Source organism: Streptomyces griseoflavus, from assembly GCF_014649995.1.
Lineage (GTDB): Bacteria > Actinomycetota > Actinomycetes > Streptomycetales > Streptomycetaceae > Streptomyces > Streptomyces griseoflavus.
In genome coordinates this window covers 25,319-42,275 of the sequence record NZ_BMUC01000002.1, presented here as the reverse complement: position 1 = coordinate 42,275, position 16,957 = coordinate 25,319, and the positions used below count along the sequence as shown (strand labels likewise).

At 75.7% G+C, this 16,957-nt stretch carries 12 protein-coding genes; 6 read left to right on the top strand and 6 right to left on the bottom strand.

Annotation, left to right across the window (positions count from 1 at the left end):
* Positions 1-116: 116 nt before the first annotated feature.
* Positions 117-3,020, top strand: a complete 2,904-nt coding sequence (locus IE172_RS05960) for an AfsR/SARP family transcriptional regulator (RefSeq protein ID WP_229885816.1) — start codon at positions 117-119, stop codon at positions 3,018-3,020.
* A 106-nt stretch (positions 3,021-3,126) separates the two neighbouring features.
* On the opposite strand, the gene IE172_RS05955 is transcribed toward IE172_RS05960, so the two are convergent.
* A complete protein-coding gene (locus tag IE172_RS05955; protein WP_190096049.1) occupies positions 3,127-4,704 on the bottom strand; it encodes a glycosyl hydrolase in 1,578 nt (525 codons plus the stop codon).
* A gap of 182 nt (positions 4,705-4,886) precedes the next feature.
* Between IE172_RS05955 and IE172_RS05950 the strand changes: the two genes are divergently transcribed.
* The 3 genes from IE172_RS05950 (at position 4,887) to IE172_RS05940 (ending at position 7,701) form a co-directional block, all read left to right on the top strand.
* A complete protein-coding gene (locus IE172_RS05950) occupies positions 4,887-6,167 on the top strand; it encodes a hypothetical protein (protein ID WP_190096048.1) in 1,281 nt (426 codons plus the stop codon).
* A 109-nt stretch (positions 6,168-6,276) separates the two neighbouring features.
* Positions 6,277-7,122 (top strand): hypothetical protein, encoded by an 846-nt coding sequence (locus IE172_RS05945; RefSeq protein WP_190096047.1) that lies wholly within the window; start codon positions 6,277-6,279, stop codon positions 7,120-7,122.
* A gap of 114 nt (positions 7,123-7,236) precedes the next feature.
* A complete protein-coding gene (locus IE172_RS05940) occupies positions 7,237-7,701 on the top strand; it encodes a DUF4913 domain-containing protein (RefSeq protein WP_190096046.1) in 465 nt (154 codons plus the stop codon).
* A 66-nt stretch (positions 7,702-7,767) separates the two neighbouring features.
* Here the strand turns inward: IE172_RS05940 and IE172_RS05935 are convergent, their stop codons facing one another.
* Positions 7,768-8,817 carry a C40 family peptidase gene (locus IE172_RS05935; RefSeq protein WP_190096045.1) on the bottom strand — a complete coding sequence of 350 codons (1,050 nt, stop codon included), beginning with the start codon at positions 8,815-8,817 and terminating at the stop codon, positions 7,768-7,770.
* A 155-nt stretch (positions 8,818-8,972) separates the two neighbouring features.
* On the opposite strand from IE172_RS05935, the gene IE172_RS05930 reads away from it, so the two are divergent.
* Together IE172_RS05930 and IE172_RS05925 are read left to right on the top strand one after the other, a co-directional pair.
* Positions 8,973-9,365 carry a hypothetical protein gene (locus IE172_RS05930; protein ID WP_190096044.1) on the top strand — a complete coding sequence of 131 codons (393 nt, stop codon included), beginning with the start codon at positions 8,973-8,975 and terminating at the stop codon, positions 9,363-9,365.
* Positions 9,362-10,576: a DUF418 domain-containing protein gene (locus tag IE172_RS05925; RefSeq protein WP_229885814.1), complete on the top strand. Its 1,215-nt coding sequence runs from the start codon at positions 9,362-9,364 to the stop codon at positions 10,574-10,576. The genes IE172_RS05930 and IE172_RS05925 overlap by 4 nt, the downstream gene beginning before the upstream one ends.
* Here the strand turns inward: IE172_RS05925 and IE172_RS05920 are convergent.
* The 4 genes from IE172_RS05920 to IE172_RS05905 all read right to left on the bottom strand — a co-directional run bounded on the left by IE172_RS05920 (position 10,485) and on the right by IE172_RS05905 (position 16,957).
* Positions 10,485-12,287, bottom strand: a complete 1,803-nt coding sequence (locus IE172_RS05920) for a type IV secretory system conjugative DNA transfer family protein (RefSeq protein ID WP_190096043.1) — start codon at positions 12,285-12,287, stop codon at positions 10,485-10,487. The two genes, IE172_RS05925 and IE172_RS05920, sit on opposite strands and share 92 nt — an antisense overlap.
* Complete coding sequence (locus IE172_RS05915) at positions 12,284-14,065, bottom strand: putative type IV secretion/conjugal transfer ATPase (RefSeq protein WP_190096042.1); 1,782 nt, start codon at positions 14,063-14,065, stop codon at positions 12,284-12,286. The genes IE172_RS05920 and IE172_RS05915 overlap by 4 nt, the downstream gene beginning before the upstream one ends.
* A complete protein-coding gene (locus tag IE172_RS05910) occupies positions 14,062-15,555 on the bottom strand; it encodes an SCO6880 family protein (RefSeq protein WP_190096041.1) in 1,494 nt (497 codons plus the stop codon). Before IE172_RS05910 ends, IE172_RS05915 begins: the two co-directional genes overlap by 4 nt.
* A 157-nt stretch (positions 15,556-15,712) precedes the next feature.
* Positions 15,713-16,957, bottom strand: coding sequence for a hypothetical protein (locus tag IE172_RS05905; protein WP_190096040.1), 1,245 nt, complete (start codon positions 16,955-16,957; stop codon positions 15,713-15,715).

Genomic DNA, 16,957 nt, shown 5'->3' with positions numbered 1-16,957 from the left:
GCCGGAAACCGGCGGAAGAAGAGCGGAGCAGACCGACAGGACGGTGCGTACCGTACGGAAGGGCACGTTCCGCCAAGCTGCCGGTGCCGGAGGCGTCGGGTACTAGAGTTCGAGAAGTGAACGCAACTGATATTCCGCTGCGTTTCGCCGTGCTGGGGCCCCTGCGGGCCTGGCGCGGGGAACAGGAGCTGGAACTCGGCTCGCCGCAGCAGCGGGCGGTGCTGGCCGCCCTCCTGTTACGCGGGGGGCGTCCCGCGACCCTGGGTGAGCTCATCGACGGTGTCTGGGGCGAACGGCCCCCCGCGGCGGCCGTGTCCGTCCTGCGGACCTATGTGTCGCGGCTGCGCAAGGTGCTGGAGCCCGACAGCAACAGGGCCGGAGGACCGCGGGTGGTGGTCTCGGTGGGGGACGGATACCTCCTGCGCGCCCCGGAGGACGCCCTGGACCTGACGGTCGTCCGTCAACGAGCGGCCGACGCCCGGGCGTTACGCGCCGAGGGCGATCCGTCCGCCGCCGCCGGCCTGCTGCACGCCGCGCTCGACGGATGGGACGGGACGGCGCTGGCCGGCATCCCCGGCCCGCTGGCCGAGGCGGAACGCGCCCGCCTGGACGAGGAACGGCTGGCCCTGCTGGAGTGCCGGATCGACAACGACCTCGACCTCGGCCGGCACACCGAGGTCATCGCCGAACTCATGTCGCTGACCCGCGCGTACCCGATGAAGGAACAGCTCAGCCGGCTGCTCATGCTGGCCCTGTACCGCTCGGGACGGCAGGCCGACGCCCTGGCGGTCTTCCGTACGGCCCGGCGGACCCTGGTGGACCAGCTGGGCATCGAGCCCGGTGCCGCGCTGCGGGAGCTGCACGACCGCATCCTCGCGGCCGACGAGTCCCTGGCACTCCTGCCGCCCCGGCAGCAGGCCCAGCCGCCGCCCGCCCGGCCGCCCGCGCCGGCCACGCGCCCGGCGCAACTGCCCGCCGACCTGCCGACGTTCGTGGGCAGACACAGCGAGCTCGACCGTGTCCGCGCCCTCCTCCCCGAGGACGGGCGGATGCCCAGCACGGTGATCATCGGCGCGATCGGCGGCATGGGCGGCATCGGCAAGACCACTCTGGCCGTCCACTGGGCCCACGAGATCGCCGGCCGGTTCCCCGACGGACAGCTCTGCCTCAACCTGCGCGGTTTCGACCCGACCGGCACCGTCGTGACGCCGGAGGAGGCGATCCGTGTCTTCCTCGACGCCCTCGGCGTTCCCCCCTCGAACATCCCCTCCGGCCTCGCGGCCCAGGCGGCGCTGTACCGCAGCCTGCTGGCCGAGCGGCGCGTGCTGATCCTCCTCGACAACGCCCGCGACGCCGACCAGGTGCGCCCGCTGCTGCCGGGGTCGCCCGGGTCGCTGGTCATCGTCACCAGCCGCAGCCGGCTCACCGGTCTGGTCGTCGGCGAGGGGGCGTTCCCGCTGACGCTGGACCAGCTGACCACCTCCGAGGCGCACGACCTGCTGGCCCGGCGCCTCGGCGCCGACCGGCTGGCCGCGGAACCGGAGGCGGCAGCCGAGATCATCACCCGGTGCGCCCGGCTGCCGCTGGCGCTCGCCATCGTCGCCGCCCACGCCGTCGGCCACCCCGGGTTCCCGCTCGCCACCATCGCCGAGGAGGTGCGCGAGAGCCACGGCAGCCTCGACGCCTTCACCGGGGGCGACGACATCACCACCGACGTACGGGCCGTCTTCTCCTGGTCGTACAAGGCGCTGTCCGCCCCGGCCGCCCGCCTGTTCCGCCTGCTCGGCCTGCACTCCGGCCCCGACGTGTCCGCGCCCGCCGTGGCCGCCCTCGCCGGGCTCCCGGCGCAGGAGACCCGCACCCTGCTCTCCGAGCTCACCCGCGCCCACCTGGTCATCGAGCGCCTGCCCGGCCGCTACACCCTGCACGACCTGCTGCGGGTCTACGCCGGCGAGCGGGTCCGCGCGGAGGACCCGGCCGAGGAGCGCGAGCGGGCCGTGGAGCGGCTGCTCTCCTGGTACCTGCACTCCGCCGACGCGACCTACCCGCTGATCACCCCGAAGCGCGCCCGCGTCCCCCTGCCCGCCCCGCCCCCGTCGTGCCGGCCGCTGGAGTTCACCGAGCACGAGCAGGCCCTCGACTGGTGCGAGAGCGAACGCGCCAATCTGGTCAGCGCCGTGCACCAGGCCGTCGCGTGCGGCCGGCCGGACCTCGCCTGGCGCCTGCCGGCCGTCCTGTGGGGCTTCTTCTACCTGCGCAGCCATCTGCACGACTGGCTTGACACCGCCGGTGCCGGCCTGTCCGCCGCCCGTGCCGCCGGCGACCGCGTCGGGGAGGCCCAGGGCCTGGCGGACACCGCTGCCGCGCTGCGCTTCACGGGCCGGGTGGAGGAGGCCATCGCCCACCAGCACCAGGCGCTGGCCCTCTACCGCCGGCTCGGGGACCTGATGGGCAGGTCGCGAGCGGTGGGCAACCTCGGCGACGCCTACCTCCAGGCCGGACGGCTGCGCGAGTCCGTCGAGTACAGCCGCCGGGCCCTGGCCATCGACCGGGTCCTCGGCAGCACCTGGGGTGAGGGCATCGCCCTGACCAACCTGGGCGACGCCTACCAGCGGCTCGGCCGGTTCCAGGAGGCGATCTCCTGCCTGGAGCAGGCGCTGACCGTGCTGCGCGCGAGCGACAACCGCTGGGTCGAAGGCGTCGCCCTCGACATCCTCGGCACCGTGCACCACCGGCTGCGCCGCCACGACGACGCGGTCGCGCACTACCACCGGGCGCTGGAGACCCACCGGGCCATCGCCAACCGGTGGGGCGAGGGCCACTCCCTGAGCAACCTCGGCGACGTGCAGCTCGACGCCGGCCGGGAGGAGGAGGCCCGCACCAGCTGGCGGCGGGCCCTGGAGATCTTCGTGGAACTCGGTCATCCGGACGCGGAGAAGGCCCGCGAGCGGCTCGCCCGCCCGCCGGGCCGCGCGCCGCGCGCGGCCGGCGACGGGACCGCGTCCGCGCGGACCGCCTGACATGGATCTCCCCGATCGCCGGAAGGGGCCTCGTCCCGGCCCCGGGCGGGGTCGGCGAGCTGTCCCCGGTACAACGGGCGGGCCGCGCGGACGGTTCAACGTGCCGTCATCCGGCTTCCCGGTACGCCCGCCCGGACGCGTTCGCCGTGGTCCCGTCGTACAGGCCGGTCGGGCTGGTCGCGGTGGACAGCGCGAACCAGGCGTACCGCTCCACGAAGTCCAGGCCGTTCAGCATCGCCGTCGAGGACCGGACGAAGTCGGTCTGCTGCCGCTCGTCCGGGTGGCGGGGAGTGGGCCCCGAGAAGTCGGTCAGCGCGTACTCGGTCAGCCAGACCGGCTTGCCGTAGCGGTCGTGGACGGCCTGGAGGTAGCGGCGCAGCTGCTCCGGGGCGTCGGGTCCGAAGTCGCCGCCGTACCAGTGCAGGGGGATGAAGTCGACCCGCAGGCCCCGCTCGGCCGCGCCCCGCATGAAGCGGTCGAGCCAGCCGCCCTCCACGTCGCCGCCGAACGCGACCGCCGGGGCGCCCAGGCGCAGGCCGGTGGCCTCCAGCCGGGGCCACAGGTCGAGGGCCTGCTCGACCGTCATGTCGGCCTGGCCCGGCAGGTCGGGCTCGTTGAAGCCGAGCAGGTGCGTGCCCTCCTCGGCGGCCCGGCCCAGTTCGGCGTCGGTGACCGAGCCCGGGCCCCAGATCATCGGGACGTACTCGGCGCTCTCCGGGCCGGCGAACGTGCCCTTCGAGGAGGCCCAGTTGTAGTACCAGGTCGCTCCGGAGTCGGCGAGCGCCCGGTCCGCGCCGTCGACGGGGTTGAGGGCGACGCCCCGGCGGACCGGGGCGGTGGCGGCCTGGTCCCCCTGGCCCGCCGGCCGGGTGGTGGGGGCGGGCGCGGGGGCGCCGCCGCCGTGGAAGGTGACCGTCAGGCCGCTGCACCGGGCGCACTGGCGCACGACCTGGTTGCCCGGCTCGGTGTCGTGCTTGGACCAGGCGTACGCGGTGGGGCACTGCCGGCTCATCGCGTCGCTGTAGGGCGTCGTGGCGTCCCGGTTCGGGTTGACGCAGACCAGTGCCCGGCCCGTCGCCGGGTCCTTGACCAGGTTGTCGGCCGGGCAGGCGGACAGCAGGTCCACGGCGCAGCCGACGGCCGCGCACTCGCCGTCCGCGGGCGCCTCGACGCCGTCCGGGGTGATGGTGACGGCCGCCGACACGGCGTTGACGTAGCTGACGTTGTACCAGGGGGCGAGGGCGTCGGCGGGGTCGAAGTTGAACTCCGCGAGGCTGACGGGCTGTTCACCGGTGGCGCAGTGGCCGGCGTACGGCCCGCAGTCGCCGACGGCGCAGTGGAAGGTGCTGCCCTCCTCGCCGGCGCAGCCCTGGCGGGCGAAGAACTTGCCGCGCCAGTGCCCGGCGCCCTGGTGCTCGGGGACGGTGATGGTGGCGGACCCGCCCGGCTCCACCACCGGCAGTCCGGTCAGTGCGGCCGATCCGTCGGCGTTGACGGTGCTGCCGACCCAGATCCGGCTGTCGGTGCGGTTCACGAAGGTGACGGTGCGGTCGGCGGTGCCGGCGACGGTCCCGCCGTCGATGTCCGTGCCGGCGGACCGCTGTGCCTGGACCGCGACGACGGTGCCCGTCACACCGGCGATCACCAGTAACAGGGCCAGCAGGAGTGATGTGCGTCTGCGCATGAGATGTGGCTCTCCCTCTTCTCGCACGGGTCCGGCGAACGGGGCGCCGGCGGCGGTGGTCCGCGCAGGCACGACGGATGGGCGCGCCGGACGGTTCACCGCGGCGCCGGGCCGGACGTCCGGCCGTTGAACCGTGCGGGGGTGCCGGTCCGTCGTGTGGTGTGCCGAGAGGAAGGGCGACCATGGCAGACGTCACCCCCGCTCCCCGCGGACCGAACCGGCTGACCAAGGAGAGCCCGGAGGCCGGGCTGGCGCGGGAGCTGATCAGCACCGAGTACCGCCGGAGGAACGAGCGACGGCGGCGCGCGGAGGGACCGGACCTCGCGGCCCGCGCCTGGCGGGCGCTGCGGGAGATGTGGCGGGATCTCACCGGCCGCTCGCGGGACGTGCCGCCGTCGTACGCAGCGGACACCGGTTTCCCCGACGGCGCGGCGCAGGACACCCGGCCGGTACCGGGCCTGCCCGGACCGGTGCCGGGAGCGGTGCCGGGGCCGATGTCCGGGCCGGTGCCCGGACCGGTGCCCGGGCCGCCTGCCGGCCCGCCGCCTTCCGCGCGGGAGGGCCGCGACCGTGCCCTGGAAGGCATCGTCGAGCGGATCGAACGGCTGCCTCCCGACCGGCGGGAGGTCTTCGAGGACGCGGTCCTCCATCTGCTCAGGACCGACAAGAAGTGGCGGAAGGCGTACGACGCGGACCCCGCGGGCATGCCGTGGGCGGCGCACTGGGCCAACAACGCGTACGAGAGGGAGGCGCTGCGGGAGGGTCCCGCCCCCGCCGTTCCCGGCCCGGCGCGGGGGGAGGCGCCCTCGCTCGGCTCCCCCGACCCCGGCCCGCCGCTGCCGGACGGCGACGCGCTGTGGGACGTCGCGGAGGCCATGGACCGGGCCGGGAGCCGGATCAGGGCCGCCGACGCCGAGCAGTTCGCGGCCCTCAGGGAACGCTTCTCCCGTCCGGCGCCCGCCGCACGGGAGGCGGCACCGGACCCGGTGCCGGCCGGCGCCGTCCTCCGCGATCCGGGCGGGCGCGAGGCGGTGTACGACGGTCAGGCCTTCACCTCGCTGGAGGAGGCGTCACGCCGAGCCTCGGTGGCCGAGCCGCCGCCGAGCCCGCTGAGCCCGCCGCCGAGTCCGCTGAGCCCTCCACCGAGTCCGCTGAGCCCTCCACCGAGTCCCCTGAGTGGTTCGGCCGATGTGGTGAGTCCGCCGTCGAGCCCGGCGATCTCCCCGGCCGGGCCGGTGAGCCCCCTGTCCAGCCCGGTGCCTCCCGCTGCCCGGCCGGTGAGCCCCGCGCACCCGCGCGCGGAGTCCGCCGCGCCCTCCCTGCTGGGCCCGGAGGGGCTTCGGGCCGCGCGTCTCCCGGCGACGTCCGCCACCCCGTCCCCGGACGCGCGGCACGCCGGCTCCCGGCCCTCGCCCGCCGCGGTGAAGCCCGCTGCCGCACCGGCGCGGAACCGGCGTACGTGACCGTGCCGGGCCCGCCGGGGGTGTCCCGCCCGGCGGGCCCGCTGAACCGGGGCGGGCGCCGACCCCGTTGTGAGGCCGACAGCCTCACCCAGTGGACGGAGAGTTCGTCATGTCAACCCCTCCGCAGGACGTCGAGCGGGGCCCTTCCCGCTCACCCTCCCCGCCTCCCCCCGACTTCGCCTCGGAGCAGTGGTACAGCCCCGTGAGCCGGGCCTACCACCGCATCGCCGGCTCCCAGTTGATGACCTACGCCGGTGACGCGGCCGGGTGGGTGGCGGAGAACCGCGGCCAGATCGTCTCCGCGGCCGTCGACGGACTGGCGCCGGCCTCCGTCGCGCTGCAGAGCATCGGGACCGGGCTGAACGACTCGGCGCAGGGCGCCCGGTCGGCGTACAACTGGGGCGTCGTGCTCAGCGGTGCCGAGGGACTGCGGACCGTCCTCATCCAGGGCTCCAGGGCCTTCCGGCCCCATCCGAGCGACCCGCCCGACGTGCTGTCGGGTGTCCTCGGCGCGGCCCGGGTCGCCGGCGCCGCCGCCTACGGGCTGGCGCCCACGGCCGAGGGGCGTGCCGTGGGTGCCGCGGTCCAGTCGCTGGGCATCGCCGGCGACTACGCCCTGTACCGGTACCGGGCGTCGCAGCAGTCGCAGCAGGCCACGCCCGTGTCCTCGGTGGCCCCGCAGTTGCCGGCTCAGGAGTTCCCCAGCACGCTGTCCGTCAACCGGATGTGGGACGCGGCCAACGCCCAGGCCACCGACCAGCAGTCCCCGCCTGCGACCCCCCAGAACCCGACCCCGCAGAACCCGACGACCCAGACACCCACCCACGAGCCGGAGCCCTCCCGGGGCGGAGGGCGCGGCCGGGGACAGGACTCGTCCGCCACCACGACCGGTACGTCCAGCCGTATCCACAAGGCGGACCCGAACAAGCCGGCGAGACGGGGCAGGAAGGGCTGACGCCCACCCCGCGCAAGCGTCCGCGGGGTGCGCCGGTGCTCGCCGCCGGCCCGCCCCGCGTACGGCCTCACCGACCGGAGGACCATCCATGCACAGCCGACCGAGGGAGCGGGCATGACCGCCGGCACCGCGTCCGCCGGGGAGCGGGACGACGCGTCGCACGAGGCGACCGCGGCCCCCGCCCCCCTGTTCATCCTCTACATGGAGGGAGCCGAGTACGCCGAGACGCTGCGCCGGCTGACCCTGTGGACCCATCACGTGCTGCTGCCGGTCTACGGGAGGGAGGTCACGTCCACGGCCCCCTGGTGCGGCCGCTGGTGGGAACACGGGGAGGCGGTCGCCCAGTTGCACGGGCTGTGGCTGGCCTGGCAGGAGCTGACCGGGCCGGACGCCGGGGCGTGCGGGCCCGCCAACTGGCACCGCGACTACCTGCTTCCGGTGCTGGGCTCGCTCCGGGACCCCTCGGGGCCCTTCTCCGGGTGCAAGCCCGGAGGGCACCGGTCGAAGGAGGCGCCCACCGTCGAGGCACTCGACCCGTTCGGCCCGCCCCCGCCTCCGCCGCCGGCCCCCCTGCGCTGAGAGCCGGGCGGCCCCCCTGCGCTGAGGGCCGGGCGGCCCCCGCCGCCGGGACTCGGTCCCCCCCCGTCACGCGTCGGGCCGCACCACGCCCAGGATCTCCATCGACCCCGCCGGTGCCACCGTCACCGAGCGGCCGGGGCGGGGGGCGTGGACCATGTCGCCGTCGCCCGCGTAGATGCCGACGTGACTGGCGTCCGGGAAGTAGATGATCAGGTCGCCGGGGCGCATGTCCGCCACGGGGACGCGCTCCAGCCGGCGCCACTGCTCCTGGGAGGTGCGCGGGACGACGGTGCCCGCGGCCAGCCAGGCCTGGGAGGTGAGGCCGGAGCAGTCGAAGGAGTCGGGTCCCTCGGCGCCCCAGACGTAGGGCTTGCCGATCTGCCGGGTGGCGTAGGCGAGGGCCTTGCGGCCGGCGCCCGTCGCCTCGGTGCCGGCCTGGTCGAGGATGCCGGTGTCCACCCACCGCGCCTGCGCGTCGGCGGTCTCCTCGCGCTCCAGCTCCGCCAGTTCCCGCCGCTGCTCCTCCGCCAGCCGGGACTCCAGCCGCTCGGCGGCGGAGATGCGCTTCTCGATCCTCTCGCGCTGGGTGTCCATGGCCCGTCGGTTCTTCCGCAGGTCCTCCAGCGAGGTGACCGCCTTGTCGCGCTGCCCGCCCAGCTCCTCGCGGGTGCGGGTCAGGGCGGTGAGCAGGTTCTGGGTGGAGCGGTGCGCCTGCCGGGTCCGGGCGGCACCGTCCAGGGCGCGTTCGGGCCGGCCGGAGAAGACGAACTGCACCTCGGCGGGCAGGTCGCCGCCCCCGCGGTACTGGGCGCGGGCGGCCGCCCCGGCGCGTTCGGTCAGCCCGGCGAGCCGCGCCTCGGTCGTCTCCACCCGGCCGTTGAGGGCGCGGACACGTTTCTGCTGGTGCGTCACCTTCTCCTCGGCGGCGTTGTACTTGTCCGTGGCGACGGCGGCCTCGCGGTACAGGCGCTGCAGCTCGGCGCGTACCTCGGCGAGGGTCCGCGGCGCCGGTGCCGGGTCGGCACGGGCGGGGGACTGGGCCGTGAGCGTCAGCGCGCAGGCCAGCGTGACGGCCGCCGCCGTCCGGAGTCGGGGCGGGCTCGGCAGGGGTCTCATCCGGGCCGCGGCTCCTTTCGCGGGTGAGGACCAGGGCACCGGTACAACGGGGAAGCCGGGTGCGCCGGTTCAACGCGGGGCCCTGAACCGCGGCGGTCCGCGGCCCGTTGTGCGGGTGCCGGGGACACGGGACGGGGAAGGGCGGAACGGGCGGTATGGACGCGCAACTGCTGCTGCCGGCGCTGTGCACGGGCTTCGGTCTCGGCGCTCTGGCGGCCGCGCTGCGGGCACTGACGGCGGCGGTCCGCCTGTGGGCGCGCGGTGAACGGGTGCCGGGGGTGGTGATCCCCCGCGCGGCCTTCGACCGGCGGCCCGGCGCGCTCGTGGCGTACACCGACCGCCTCGGCCGGGCCTTCGTCCTCGACCCGGGCCGGTACGGGCCGTTCCACGGGCTGCCCGGGGCCGGCGCGACGGTGCCGGTGGTGCACGCCAGGGACCGGCCCGACCGGGCCCGGCTGTGGTCGGTGCGCGCCCTGCTGGCGCCCTCGTTCGGCTGGTTCCTGACCTCGGCGCTGGCCTGCGGCACCGGCCTCGCGGTGCTGCCGTGAGCCCACCGGGCGAGGGGCCGCGGCGGCTCGTCGAGCTGGACGTCCTGCGCGGGTTCGCCCTGTCCGGCATCCTGCTGGTCAACGCGCTGCTGATGGCGGGCCCCGACGTGGTGCACGGGGGCGGCCCCGGGGCCCCGACGGCCGACCGGGTGGCCGCGTGGCTGGTCACCGCACTGGTCACCACCAAGTTCTACCTGCTGTTCTCCTTCCTCTTCGGCTGCTCCTTCGTGCTCCAGTCGCGGTCCGCCCGGCGGGCCGGCGCCGCGTTCGCGCCACGCCATCTGCGGCGGACGGCCGGACTGTTCGCGCTCGGTCTCCTGCACGCCGTCCTGCTCTTCCCGGGCGACATCCTGACGACGTACGCGGTGCTGGGGCTGGTGCTGTACGGGCTGCGCGGGCTCCGTCCCCGGGCCGCGCTGCGGCTGGCGGCCGTCCTGCTGGCGGCGGTGGCGGCCGTCCTGCTCGCCCACGGGCTGCTGACCGCGGCTTTCACCGTCGCGGCCGCCCCCGTCCCGGACACCCCGGACACCGCCGCGTACCGGGGCGGTGCCGCCTCGGTCGTCGCCGCCCACCTGCGCGACCTGCCGGCGGCGCTCGCCGCGAACCTGTTGTACGCGCCCGACATGCTGGCCGCCTTCCTGGCGGGCCTGGCGGCGGCCCGGTCCGGTCTGGTGGAGCGGCGCGGGAGAGACAGGGCGTGGCTGCGCGGGGTCGTCGTCCGTCTGCTGCCGGTCGGCCTGGCCGGCGGTGCGGTCGCCGCCTGCTGTGCGAACGGGCCGCTGGACGGGCGGTGGTTCGGGGTCGGCCGGGCGGTGGCGGTGCTGACCGCGCCGGCGCTGACCGCGGCGTACGCGTGCGGGCTGCTCCTGCTGCTCGACCCGCGCGGCCCGGCGGCGCGGGTGCTCGCGTCCGCCGGGCGCATGGCGCTCAGCCACTACCTCGCCCAGTCACTGGTCCTGGCCTGCGTGTTCACCGGCTACGGGTTCGCGCTGTACGGGCGGCCGGGCACGGCGGCCGTCCTCGCGGGCTGCGTCCCGCTGTACGGAGCGCAGCTCGCGCTCGGCGCGCTCTGGGCGGAGCGGGCCCGGTACGGTCCGGCCGAACTGCTGCTGCGGACGCTCACACTGGCCCGGCTTCCCGGGCGGGACGGTTCCACTTCTCCAGGGCCACGGCCGGCGCGGCCGGCAGCCGGGCCGCGGCCCGCTCCGTGATCGCCGCCGTCTCCGCCTTGGCCGCCGCCGAGATGGCACCGGCACCGGGCTCCTTGTACCAGGGGCGCAGCCGGATCAGGGCGGGGCGCACCCCGGTGGCCAGGAGCAGGGCGGTGCCCTTGGGCAGGGCCCGGATCCGGTCCGGGGGCAGCACGGCCTCCTGCCGGTAGGAGTACGAGCGTGAGGTGCCCTCCTTGCCGCGGTTGACGGTCGGGGTGCGCACGTCGTGCTGGCCGACCAGCGTGGAGATCTTCTGGACGAAGTCCGCGTCGTCCAGGCCGGCCCCGAGGAGCTTGACGGTCGCCGCGCTCCACAGGGCGTCCATGCCCACCTCGCCCCACACCCGGGCGCCCTGCCGGTAGCTCTGCAGCAGGGTGACGACGTTGATGCCGCGCGAGCCGAAGTGGGAGTAGAGGTCCGGCAGGTCGGCGATGCGGCACACGTTGGCGGCCTCGTCGAGGACCGCGGTCAGCGGCGGGTCGAGCCGCCCGCCCATGCGCTCGGCGGCGACCACGCCCGCCCGCATCGTCGCGTCCGCGATGCCCGCGATGACGCCCGCCGCCGAACCGCCGCCGTCCTTGGAGAGCAGGTAGAGCGTGTCCTTGCCGAGGACGTGCCGGTCGGGGCGGAACTCGGGCAGCGCGGGGTCGGGGGTGACCCAGGCGAGGATCTCGGGGTCCAGCAGGCAGGAGACGGTCTGCCGCGCCGTCTCGTAGATGCCGTCCCGGGTCTCCACCGCGCCGCGCACGGTGCCCTGGAGCTGCTCCGCCATGGCGATGAGGTTCGCCTCCCGCAGCAGGTCGACCGGGGTGCGGTCGGCGGGGTCGGCGAGCCAGCCGAGCAGGTCGCGGACCCCGGCGCCGCCGCGGGCGGCGGCGAGGAACAGCGCGGTGAGGGTGTTCTGGGCGGCGGAGATCCAGAAGTCCTTCTTGGCGCTGTCGTCGTTGACGGAGGCGACGAAGTGGCCGGCCAGGCGGCGGGCTCCCTCGATGGTGTGGCATTCGCCCAGCAGGTTCCACCACATGGCGCGCGGGGTGTGGGCGATGCCCTGCGGGTCGAACGTCCAGACCCGGCCGGCCTTCTCGCGTGCGGCGCGGGTGACGGCGTACACGTCGGACTTGTTGGAGGTGAGGAGCACCGCGCCCTGGGCGCGCAGCACGCGGGGGACGGCGATACCGGTGGACTTGCCGGCCCGGGGTGCCATCAGGTCGAGTTCGACGTCCTCGTAACTGCTGCGCAGCTCGGGGCCGTTCGGAGCGAGGTCGCCGAGCAGGTTGCCTGTCTCGTCGGGGTGCAGCTGCTCGCGGCCCTCCAGGCTGGGGCGCAGTTCGCGGGCGCGGGCGGTGATGCCCTTGGGGCACATCGCGGCGAGCTCACGCCGGCCGGCCAGCCCTTCGGGCCGCGAGGAGCGGCGCACGAGGAGGCGTACGACGACGGCGACGGGCACCAGGAGGAGCGTCAGCAGCGCGAGCATGCCGCCGTAGACGGCACCGGCCGGGGCGCCGGGCCACAGGGTGCCGGGGCCGTCGCCGACCAGTGTGGCCGCGGTGGACAGCGCGAACGGCGGTGCCTGCCAGCCGTTCCCGGAGACGCCGGCGCCGAGGGTGCCGCCGGTCCAGGCGACGGCGAACAGGCCCAGGCCGCCCGCGGCCAGCGCGACCACGGCCCAGGGCAGCTGCTCGTGCAGTTCGCCGGAGCGGGCGCCGCTCACGCGGACCACCCCCCGGGGCCCGCCTGCCCGGCGGCCCGCGCGACGTCACGGGCGGCCCGCGCCGCCGCCTGCTCGACGGCCTCCTCGTCGGTGGTCCACCGGGTGTTGGTGTTGTGCAGCCGGCGCTCGGCGTCGGTGATGGCGACCTTGATGGGGATGCCGGGCCGCCCGCCGACCTTGATGAGGAAGCGGCCCCGGCCGGGCGGCTCCTCGTGCTCGCCGGTCATGCCCCAGCCGGGCGGCGACGACCAGGACGAGACGAGTTCGATCTCCCGCTGGGACAGGCCCACCACCTTGCCGAGTTCCTCCATCTCGGTCCTGGGCAGTCCCGCGCACACCACCATCCCGGCCCGTTCGACGAAGCCGCGCGCCTTGGCCCGGTCGGCGTCGGTGCCGAGCGCCTCGGCGTCCTTCAGGGTGTGGGTGATCTTCGCGTCGCCCAGGCCGAGGGACCGGTTGAGGCGAGTGAGCGCGTCGATGCGGTCGACGATGCCGGAGGCGGCGCGCAGCGGCCGCCACAGCTCGTCCAGCACGGTGAAGAACCAGCGCCGCGGGGCGAGTCCCGCGTCCGCGAGGGCGTGCGAGGCGGCCACCGTGCCCAGTCCGTCGGACCAGGCGGCGAGCATCGCGGCGGCGGTCAGCTGGGTGTCGGCCTCGCCGATGCCGGAGATGTCGATGCACACCGCGGGCGCGTTCGGGTCGATGCGGGTGGACGTCTCGGAGGTGAAGGTGTCGCCGAGCGGCCCGTCGAGGATGCCGAGCAGGGAGCGGTGCAGCGGGTCGACGGCGTCGCGGTAGCGGGTCTCGTTGCCGCGGTCCAGGGTGACCGCGCGCACCCGGTCGGGGCCCTCGGTCAGCACCCGCAGCAGGTCGGGCAGGAGCGGGGCGCGGCCGGGCGTGCCCCGCTCGCGCAGGTGGTGCAGGACGGCGGAGAGCACGGACTGCTCGTGGTCGTCCATCGGGCGTCCCCGGACGATGGTGATGAGCGCGGCCACCATGTTCAGTACCCGGCCGTGCGTCTCCGCCTTCAGCACCTCGCCGGCCTCGCCGCCGATCCGCACCGCCGCCTCGCCCATGGCGCCCGGGTCGAGGACGTTGATGCCGCCCCGGCCGCGGCCGATGGAGATCACCTGCCCGCCCAGCGCGCGCACGGTGTCGGCGTAGTCCGGCTTGAGGTCACCGAGCACCAGCGGGACCACGCCGGTCGCGGCGAGCCCGATCAGCATCCGGTTGACCAGGGTGGACTTGCCCAGACCGGGCATGCCGAGCATGAACAGGGACGGGTTGGAGATGTAGCGGGCCCGGGTGAACCAGTTCAGCGGGTCGCCGCAGACCGTGGCGCCGGTGAACAGGTGCTGTCCCAGCGGTACGCCCGTCATCGGCGACCCGGAACCGGCCGCGAACGGCCACATCCCGCAGGCCTGCACGGTGGTCGCCCGCCACATGGTGGGCGGGTCCAGGTAGCCGACGCGTCCGCCGCCGGCGCCGTGCCAGCCGCGCGGCGGGACGTAGAGCTCCCTGGGGCGGGAGGCGGTGCTGTCCGCACCCCTCCGGGACCGGGAGGGCGCGGACGGGCGCGGGGCGGGGGCACCGCCGGGCTCACCGGCGCCGCCGTGCGCCCCGGGCCGTCCCCGGGTCCCGCCGTGCGCGCCGGGACCCCCGCCGGGGCGGGCGTCGCCGCCGTCCTCGCCGGACCGCCGGGCGGCGAGCGCCGCGCGCGAGCGCTGCTCGGCGAGCCGGTCCTCGCGCTCGGCCCTCTTCTCCTCGCGCCGGCTCACAGCGCCTCCTGCAGCTCGTGCGGAACCAGGGTCTGCTCCCACGGGAGGATCCCGGCGGGCAGGGTGCAGGTGAAGGCCGCCGCCTGCATCCGGTCGGCGGGCCGCATCAGCACCCGGGAGGCGGCGGTCAGGTTGCGGACGGTGACGTCGGCGTCGGCGAGCTGGTCGGTGTCGTCGACGGTGACCGTCAGCATCAGGGAGAACTCCACCAGCCCGGCGCCCGACGCCTCCTCGGCCGCGGTCTGCTCCGCCGCCCGCACCTCGGAGGCCGCGCGGGCCTGCACCGTGCCCCGGCCGGAGGTGGCCATGAACTGGGCGGCGCGGCGGTCGGCCTCCACGATCCGGGCCGACGTGGCCGGGTCGATGGGCCGGTAGATCAGCGCGACCCGCTTGCGGCGGGTGGCGGTGTCCGCCTCCAGCATCGACCGCAGGACGGAGGACCGTACCGTGCCGCGGGGCGCCAGCGTCATCAGCCAGGTGCGGGAGACGCCCGAGTCGTGCTGGTAGCTGTTGACGGTCTCGACGGCGGCGGCCGGACCGGCGTCCTCCCACTCCAGGCCCGTCCCGCCGTGCTGGGCGCGGGCATCGAGGACGTCGGCGGCGACCGCGGGGTCGTAGGCGACGCGGACCACCTCGGCGATCCGCTCCGCCGACAGCGGGTACGCCGCCCCGCCGCCCGCCGAGACCAGTCCGCTGAGCAGGCCCGGGATGCGGATGGCCAGGTCGGAGATCACGTCCTCCGCCGGGCGGCGCTTGCCCGGGGGGACGCCGTAGGTGAGCGTGACGTAGGTGTGCATCTCGGAGGAGGCGGTCGGATAGCGCTCGACGACCTCCTCCATCACCGCGCGGGCGGCGGGCGGGGCGTCGGCGTGGATGCGGGGCAGCACCTCGTGGGCGAGCCGGGTCCCCGGGTCGGGGGCGGTCTCCACGATCACCGACGCGCCCCGCAGCCCGGGCTCGTGCGCCAGCCGGGACAGCCACTCGCCCCACAGCGCGACCCACACGTCGACCTGGTCGGGGTCGATCAGGGCGCCGCCGTCCGGTTCGCAGCCCAGCACCACGGTGTACAGGTTGCGGCCCGGGTGGTGCAGCACGCCGAAGGGACGGTCGTAGGCGTCCCGGCCCTCGCTCGCGGTGACCTTGTTGAGCAGCCCGGGCGGGCGGAACCGGCCGCCGGGGCGGGGCGACAGCGGGCCCGACACGTACAGGTGGGCGCCCCTGGCCTTGCGGCGCCGCCAGCCGATGCGCAGCGCGATCAGCTGGTAGACGTTGCGCCCGTCCTGGGTGCGGACGGCCAGCGGCAGCAGGAACACGACGAGGGGGACGAACACGACCAGCGCCGCGTACAGCGAGATCAGCGAGGCGAGCAGGGTGAGGACGAGCCCGCCGAAGACACCGAAGGTGCCGACGAGGCCGAGCGGTCCGAGCCCCGGCCGCCGGGGCCGGCGCCAGTTGCCGTAGGTCGGACGGGTGGCGGCTTCCGTGGACATGAGGGTCCGGTTTCCCTTCGTGAAGCGTGGGTGGGGATGGCGGGGGCGGGGTTCCCGGGGGAGTGGTCGCCGGGGTTTCCCCGGGGAGGGATCACCCGGTTCCCCGGGGGCGGGTCACCGGGCCCCCGGGGCCGGGGGAGCCCGGCGACGGCCGCGGTCAGGTGTTGTGCCCCCGCTCGCCGTCGGCGTCGTCCACGGCTCCGGACGCGACCCGGCCGGCGGTCTGGGCCGCGGTGATCGCCGCGGCCACGGCCATCCCGGCCGGTCCGCCCGCGGCCGCGGCGGCCCGCGTGGCCCCGCTCGCCGCTCCGGCCCCGCCCGCTGCCGAGCCGCCCGCGCCCGCCGCGCTCGCGCCCGGAGCGCCGGCACCGCCCGCCGAGCCGTTGCCGCCGGAGGATCCGGACGGGCCGGACTTGCCCGCCGAGCCGCCGGCACCGCTGCCTCCGGACGTGCCGGCCGCGCCGGACGGTCCCGCCCGGCCGACCTGCCCGCCGCCCCCGCCGGCGCTCCGGCCGGCGATCGAGCGGGCGCCGGACGCCAGCGCCCCGCCCGCCTGGGACATCGCGCCGGACATGGCGGCGGAACCGCCGAGGGCGGCGGTGGCCGGCATGACCAGCTTCAGCAGCGCCGGCAGGGCGACGGCGGACAGCAGCATGACGCCGATGCCGGCGATGCGTTCGGTGGACTCGCTGCCCGCCTCATTGGAGTTGATCATGGCCGTGCCCGCGTACATCACGAGCGCCGCCGCCGGTTTGTACAACAGCCAGGCGATCATCCAGCCGATGTGCTTGCGCCACCAGCCGTTGCCCCAGTCCGTCATCGAGGCCGCGGCGGCCAGCGGCAGGGTGCCCAGCAGCACGATCAGCACGCCGAGCCGGATGTAGAGCAGGATCGTGTGGATGATCGCGGAGATCAGCAGCAGGAACGCGATGATCAGCAGCAGGAACGACTTGCCGAGGCTGGTGTCGCTGTCGCAGCCGACGTCCGTCAGCAGCCGCTCCGCTCCGGCGGCGAACAGGTGGTCGGAGTAGCCCTCCGACACCCGGGCGGCGGCCGCGAAGACCGTGGTGGCGGCGCCGGAGACCAGGATCACCCGGGCGATGCCCTTCAGCGCGGTCACCCCGGCGTCGCCGCGCCGCTCGACGGCCATGCGGGCGGACGCGAACAGCAGCGACCCGACCGCCAGGTAGACCACGATCCACTGCGACTGGTTGTTGACCTCCTTGGCGGTCGTCGTCCCGGTCAGCCCCGGAACGCTGCTGACCAGGTCGCCGAAGACGGTGACCGCACCGGCCAGGATCGACTTCGCGATCAGGTCGATGATGGTGCCCACCGGATCGCCGAGGAACTCGAAGAACCCCTTGAACAGGTCGGTGGCGGGATTTCCCGTGGTGCACGCCAT

Excerpts from the sequence above, each read along its gene's own strand:
- IE172_RS05955 (WP_190096049.1), bottom strand. The coding sequence starts at position 4,704 with ATGCGCAGACGCACATCACTCCTGCTGGCCCTGTTACTGGTGATCGCC.
- IE172_RS05950 (WP_190096048.1), top strand. The coding sequence starts at position 4,887 with ATGGCAGACGTCACCCCCGCTCCCCGCGGACCGAACCGGCTGACCAAG.
- IE172_RS05945 (WP_190096047.1), top strand. The coding sequence starts at position 6,277 with ATGTCAACCCCTCCGCAGGACGTCGAGCGGGGCCCTTCCCGCTCACCC.
- IE172_RS05940 (WP_190096046.1), top strand. The coding sequence starts at position 7,237 with ATGACCGCCGGCACCGCGTCCGCCGGGGAGCGGGACGACGCGTCGCAC.
- IE172_RS05935 (WP_190096045.1), bottom strand. The coding sequence starts at position 8,817 with ATGAGACCCCTGCCGAGCCCGCCCCGACTCCGGACGGCGGCGGCCGTC.
- IE172_RS05930 (WP_190096044.1), top strand. The coding sequence starts at position 8,973 with ATGGACGCGCAACTGCTGCTGCCGGCGCTGTGCACGGGCTTCGGTCTC.
- IE172_RS05910 (WP_190096041.1), bottom strand. The coding sequence starts at position 15,555 with ATGTCCACGGAAGCCGCCACCCGTCCGACCTACGGCAACTGGCGCCGG.
- IE172_RS05905 (WP_190096040.1), bottom strand. The coding sequence starts at position 16,957 with ATGGCGTGCACCACGGGAAATCCCGCCACCGACCTGTTCAAGGGGTTC.